The sequence below is a fragment of the Pedobacter sp. 01T416_2 genome, from assembly GCF_056398925.1.
In genome coordinates this window covers 1-5,428 of record NZ_JBFTQI010000396.1, presented here as the reverse complement: position 1 = coordinate 5,428, position 5,428 = coordinate 1, and the positions used below count along the sequence as shown (strand labels likewise).

Here is a 5,428-nt window from a genome sequence, read left to right as displayed (position 1 = left end):
GAACTTTATAATGCCATTGAAAAATCTATAACAGCTGGTTTCCAAAAAGAAAATCCTTTTAAGGGATTCGAAATCGGAAACATGTCTGAAGAGAACTATGATTTGATCGACTTACATAAAAATGTGGTCGACAAAATTATTTTAGTATCTCCATCAGGCAAACCAATGAGCCGCGAAAGTGATTTAATTGATGTTTGGTTCGACTCTGGTGCTATGCCTTATGCGCAGTGGCACTACCCTTTTGAAAACAAAGAAACAATTGATGGAAATGAAGATTTCCCTGCAGATTTTATTGCCGAAGGCGTAGACCAAACCCGTGGCTGGTTTTATACGTTACATGCGATCTCTACATTGGTTTTTGATAAAGTAGCGTACAAAAATGTGGTTTCGAATGGGCTGGTACTAGACAAAAACGGACAAAAAATGTCTAAACGTTTGGGCAATGCAGCTGATCCGTTCCAAACCATTAACGAGTATGGTGCTGATGCCACGCGTTGGTACATGATTTCTAATGCAAATCCTTGGGATAACCTAAAATTTGACATTGATGGAATTGCTGAAGTGCGCCGTAAATTCTTCGGAACACTTTACAATACTTATGCTTTCTTTGCCCTGTACGCCAATATCGATAAATTCGAGATCGATAAAAATAATTTAAGCAAAGTTGAAGACAGAACGGAATTAGACCGCTGGATTTTATCGTTGTTGCAAACCCTAATCAACGAAGTTGATGAAAGTTACAACACTTACGAACCAACGAAAGCTACCCGTGCTATTCAGGCTTTTGTTGATGAACAGTTGAGTAACTGGTACATCAGGTTAAGTCGCCGCCGTTTCTGGAAAGGCGAAATGACAGATGATAAACGTGCGGCTTACGAAACATTATATACTTGTTTGGAAACCTTGGCACAGTTGATGAGTCCTGTTGCGCCTTTCTTTGCCGATTGGTTATATAGAAACTTAACCGTTACCGATGCACATGCAGAGCAGTCGGTACATTTAACTTTATGGAAAGAGGCTGATCAAAGTTTAATAGATACCGATTTGAACGAGCGTATGGTTTACGCCCAGGATATTTCATCGATGGTTTTATCGCTGCGTAAAAAATCTGGCATTAATGTGCGTCAACCACTTGAGAAAATCTTAATCCCATCTTTAAGTGGCGATTTCGAACAAAAAATATCAAAGGTTGCAGATTATATCCTTTCTGAAACGAATGTTAAACATATCGAGTTCATTACCGATACGCATGGTATCGTTAAGAAAAAGCTGAAACCAAACTTCAAATCTTTGGGTAAAAAAGTTGGAAAAGATATGAGCTTAGTTAAAGAGGCTTTAGAAAATTCCAATCAAGATGATATCCAACGTTTAGAAAACGACGGTTTCATTATCGTAGTTGGAAGCAACGGAGAAGAATTTACCATCAATTTAAATGATGACGTTGAGGTTTTTGCCGAAGATATTCCAGGATGGCAGGTAACCAACCTGGGCAGTTTAACTGTTGCTTTGGATGTTACCATCTCAGAAGAGCTGAAACAAGAAGGTATTTCTCGCGAATTGGTTAACCGTATCCAAAACTTGCGAAAAGAATTAAACTTTGAAGTAACAGATAGGATTAAAGTTTCGTTACAAAATGATAACTTGGTGGCCGGCGCAGTTTCCAAAAACAAGGATTACATTTGCGCGGAAATATTGGCCGATGAATTTGAATTAACAGATACTGTAAATAATGCAAACAAAATCGTTATCGACGATGTTGAGTTAAGCATTTCAGTAACTAAAATATAAATCCATATATTAGAAAATTAGAAAAAGAACATGGAAAACAGCAACAAAACACGCTACTCAGACAGTGAATTACAAGAATTTAAAGAATTAATTCAAGATAAATTACGCATGGCGAAAGAGGAACTTAACTCTTTAACCACTTCTTTGAGTAATCCAAACGCAAACGGAACAGAAGATACTTCAGGTGCGTACAAAACATTAGAAGACGGTTCTGCAACAATGGAAAAAGAGCAGATCAATCAATTGGCTGCACGTCAGAAAAAATTTATTGACAACCTTGAGAATGCATTGGTGCGTATCGAGAACAAAACTTATGGTATTTGCCGCGAAACCGGAAAATTAATCCAAAAAGAACGTTTACGCGCTGTTCCTCATGCAACTTTAAGCATGGAAGCTAAATTAAAGCAGAGTTAATGAAAGGCTATACAAAACCTTTAATTGTTATCTTTTTAGTTTTACTGGCCGATCAGCTGGTGAAAACATGGGTTAAAACGCACATGTACCTCGGTCAGGAGTTCCATATTATTGGCAAATGGTGTATTATCCATTTTACCGAAAATAATGGGATGGCCTTTGGGATGGAGTTTGGTGGTGAATTTGGCAAATTAGCCTTATCACTTTTCCGTATTGCTGCTGTTGCAGGAATTGGTTATGGCTTACATTATCTGATTAAGCATAAATATCACCGCGGTTTAATTCTAAATGTTGCACTGATTTTTTCTGGCGCACTAGGAAATATTATCGATTCTGTATTTTACGGAAAGATTTATGGTTACGAAAGCTGGTTTCACGGTCGTGTAGTAGACATGTTCTACTTCCCGATTGCAGAAGGCCACTTCCCTACCTGGGTACCGATTTGGGGAGGCGAAGAGTTTGTTTTCTTCAGACCCGTTTTTAACCTTGCTGACGCAGCCATTTCAGTTGGTGTGATACTGATCCTCATCTTCCAGAAAAACTACTTTAAAGAAGATGTAAAAGACGATGTGAGCATCAACAGTGAGATTGTAGAGGATTAATTTTGCGTTTCGTCCTGCTGAACTTGATTCAGCATCTTAAGCGCTTGAATATACAAAGCCCATTTCTTAATTGAGATGGGCTTTTTTTTTAGAATCGTTATTGCGAGTAGGCTTTTTCAGCCGACGAAGCAATCTTTATTGCAAGATCCGAAAGTACGAAAGATTGCTTCGTCGTTCCTTCTCGCAATGACGGTAATAATAGTTTTTGAAAAGCAATTCCAGCATCAATATTTAAGCTGCTTCCCGCTATCCTTTCTGCCAATGCAGCTTGTGCTTTGCTTCAGTTTCTTCAGAAAAAATTAGGGCAGAATTAAAACGCATTGGCATTCATACTATCGGGTTTAGTAACTTTGGGCACAGCAAGAAACAAAGGTTAAAAACCCATTGCAAATATAAATGATCAACTTCCTCGATATATCTTATCTCCAATCTGGCAATGAAAAACAAGTAAAAGCTTATCATGCTTTAACAGATAATCGGGTTCTAGAAAAGCTTATCCCTTACCATCCAATACTTGTGGGTACCATTCCAATCAATATCGATATCGAAAACAGCGATTTGGATATTATCTGCGAAGTTTCTGATAAAAATGAATTTATCGACAAATTAAATGAACTGTTTGGATCTGAAAAAGACTTCACCATTCATGAAAGCCCTAAATTCGACGCGATTAAAGCGAATTTTATCATTGATGGTTTCGAAATAGAAATATTCGGACAAAATACGCCTACCACACAACAAAACGCTTATCGGCATATGCTCATTGAACACAAATTACTCTTAGCCGAGGGCAAAAAATTTAGGCAGGACATCATTGATCTCAAAAACCAAGGTTATAAAACGGAGCCAGCATTTGCTAAATTACTGGAGCTTGAGGGAAATCCATACGAAGAATTACTGAAATTAGAATCTTAGCGGGGCGCTAAGACCAGTTCTTGAGTTGGAGCATCGCTGTCATTCTGAACGCAGTGAAGAATCTTAATCAAAGAAATACAAAAGTTCAAACCACTCAATAAAGATCCTTCATTTCATTCAGGATGACAACCATTTACACTATTTTCCCTATACTTTATTCCGGCTATTATTATTTCATCATTTTTTAAAATATATTTGGAATACAAAAACCAAATATATCATGAAACTTTACTATGCCTTTTTACTACTAGTTATTATTAGCAGCTCATCATTTGCTCAAAAAAGCCTTTTTAACGGAAARAATCTAAACGGTTGGCATGTAGATGTACCTCCAATGGATAAAAAGCCTGACACTATTAATCCATTTATTGTACGCAATGGTATCTTGGTAAGTCTGGGTACACCAGGGGGCCACTTGATTACCGATAAAATTTATAAAAATTACCAGTTAACGGTACAATATCGCTTTGCTGGCAAACCAGGCAATTGTGGCGTTTTAGTTCATGCATCAACACCAAGGGCACTGTATGGTATGTTTCCAAAATCGCTGGAAGTGCAGATGCAACATAAAGATGCTGGCGATTTCTGGTGTATCGAAGAAGATATTACAGTACCAGATATGGTTACCAGACGTGGGCCTCAAGAAAACTGGGGTGTAAATGGGAATAAACTCCGCCGGATTAAAAATTTAACAGACGACAGTGAAAAACCTCTTGGCGAATGGAATACCATGGTTATTCAATGTTTGAATAACGAAGTTAAAGTTTGGGTAAATGGCACAATGGTAAACTATGGTACAAATTGCACTGCAAGTAGCGGGCAAATTGCTTTACAAGCAGAAGGTAGTGAAGTAGAATTTAAACAATTGGATTTAAAACCAATTAAAGCGTTATCTAAATAGCTTTATCTCTATTAATTTTATTACTTAGGCCAACGTAATCGGCATTGGGAGTGGAGTGATCGAAGTTGAGAACCACGAAGTGTTCAGCGAAACTAAATCTGGATGGGTAGATCTCTCCATTCCACTACGTTCCAGTCGAGATGACGGTACTTGCATATAAATCTCAATCTTTAGCCGTGATTTATTAACGTAACTTTTAAAGAAGGTGACACGCCCCTCGTTAGCCTCGTTAGTCGGGWTTTRCAATCCCGTCTTTAGAGCTAAGGATTTTTAATCCTTGAAATTGGATTCATTAACATAACTGTTAAAGTAGATTGCAAAYCWAAAGAAYAATAGGKCCGRATTACAAATCCYGACCAACGCATGAAATGATTAACTCAATCTTTAAATAATAAACAGATCAGATAACCTACAAAATAAGCGAGCAGGTCGTAAACACTAAAAGAAGTGCCCAATATAGTGCTCATTAATTTGTTGTCTTCCCAACCAAACCAGGTAACATAATTTGCCTTTTGGAGGAACTCAATTACGAAAGAAAAAATTAAGATGCCTAATGCTAACTGCTTATTATTGGTTTTAAGGAAAATCCTCAAAAATGCGTAAATCAAGATAACAACCAATACGTCTCCGCCAAAAGGTCTGATAAAAGCATCGTGAAGGTATTTGCCAATTAAGATTTCCACGATGAGAATCGCGAGAAAAATAAAGAGAAATTTTGAGTTGAACGTTAATTTCATAGCCAAATATATTAACTGAAAATTTCTTTAGTCCGTCATGCTGATCCCCAAGCTTCGGGATCAGCATCTCT

General features: G+C 37.5%; 6 protein-coding genes. 5 read left to right on the top strand and 1 reads right to left on the bottom strand.

Annotated features, from left to right (window positions below):
- From AC1DPQ_RS16370 to AC1DPQ_RS16350, 5 genes are all read left to right on the top strand, one after another.
- Positions 1-1,788, top strand: a 1,788-nt coding sequence (locus AC1DPQ_RS16370) for a DUF5915 domain-containing protein (protein ID WP_477610261.1), incomplete at its 5' end; no start/stop codon positions are given.
- A gap of 30 nt (positions 1,789-1,818) precedes the next feature.
- Positions 1,819-2,202: a TraR/DksA family transcriptional regulator gene (locus tag AC1DPQ_RS16365; protein WP_025144123.1), complete on the top strand. Its 384-nt coding sequence runs from the start codon at positions 1,819-1,821 to the stop codon at positions 2,200-2,202.
- Positions 2,202-2,804 carry a lipoprotein signal peptidase gene (locus tag AC1DPQ_RS16360; RefSeq protein ID WP_477584584.1) on the top strand — a complete coding sequence of 201 codons (603 nt, stop codon included), beginning with the start codon at positions 2,202-2,204 and terminating at the stop codon, positions 2,802-2,804. Before AC1DPQ_RS16365 ends, AC1DPQ_RS16360 begins: the two co-directional genes overlap by 1 nt.
- Positions 2,805-3,200: 396 nt before the next feature.
- Positions 3,201-3,719 (top strand): DUF4269 domain-containing protein, encoded by a 519-nt coding sequence (locus AC1DPQ_RS16355; RefSeq protein WP_477584583.1) that lies wholly within the window; start codon positions 3,201-3,203, stop codon positions 3,717-3,719.
- A 220-nt stretch (positions 3,720-3,939) separates the two neighbouring features.
- Positions 3,940-4,620 carry a 3-keto-disaccharide hydrolase gene (locus AC1DPQ_RS16350; RefSeq protein WP_477584582.1) on the top strand — a complete coding sequence of 227 codons (681 nt, stop codon included), beginning with the start codon at positions 3,940-3,942 and terminating at the stop codon, positions 4,618-4,620.
- A gap of 377 nt (positions 4,621-4,997) precedes the next feature.
- Here the strand turns inward: AC1DPQ_RS16350 and AC1DPQ_RS16345 are convergent, their stop codons facing one another.
- On the bottom strand, positions 4,998-5,357 hold the full coding sequence (locus AC1DPQ_RS16345) for a ribosomal maturation YjgA family protein (RefSeq protein WP_477586372.1): 360 nt from the start codon (positions 5,355-5,357) through the stop codon (positions 4,998-5,000).
- Between the last annotated feature and the right edge of the window lie 71 nt (positions 5,358-5,428).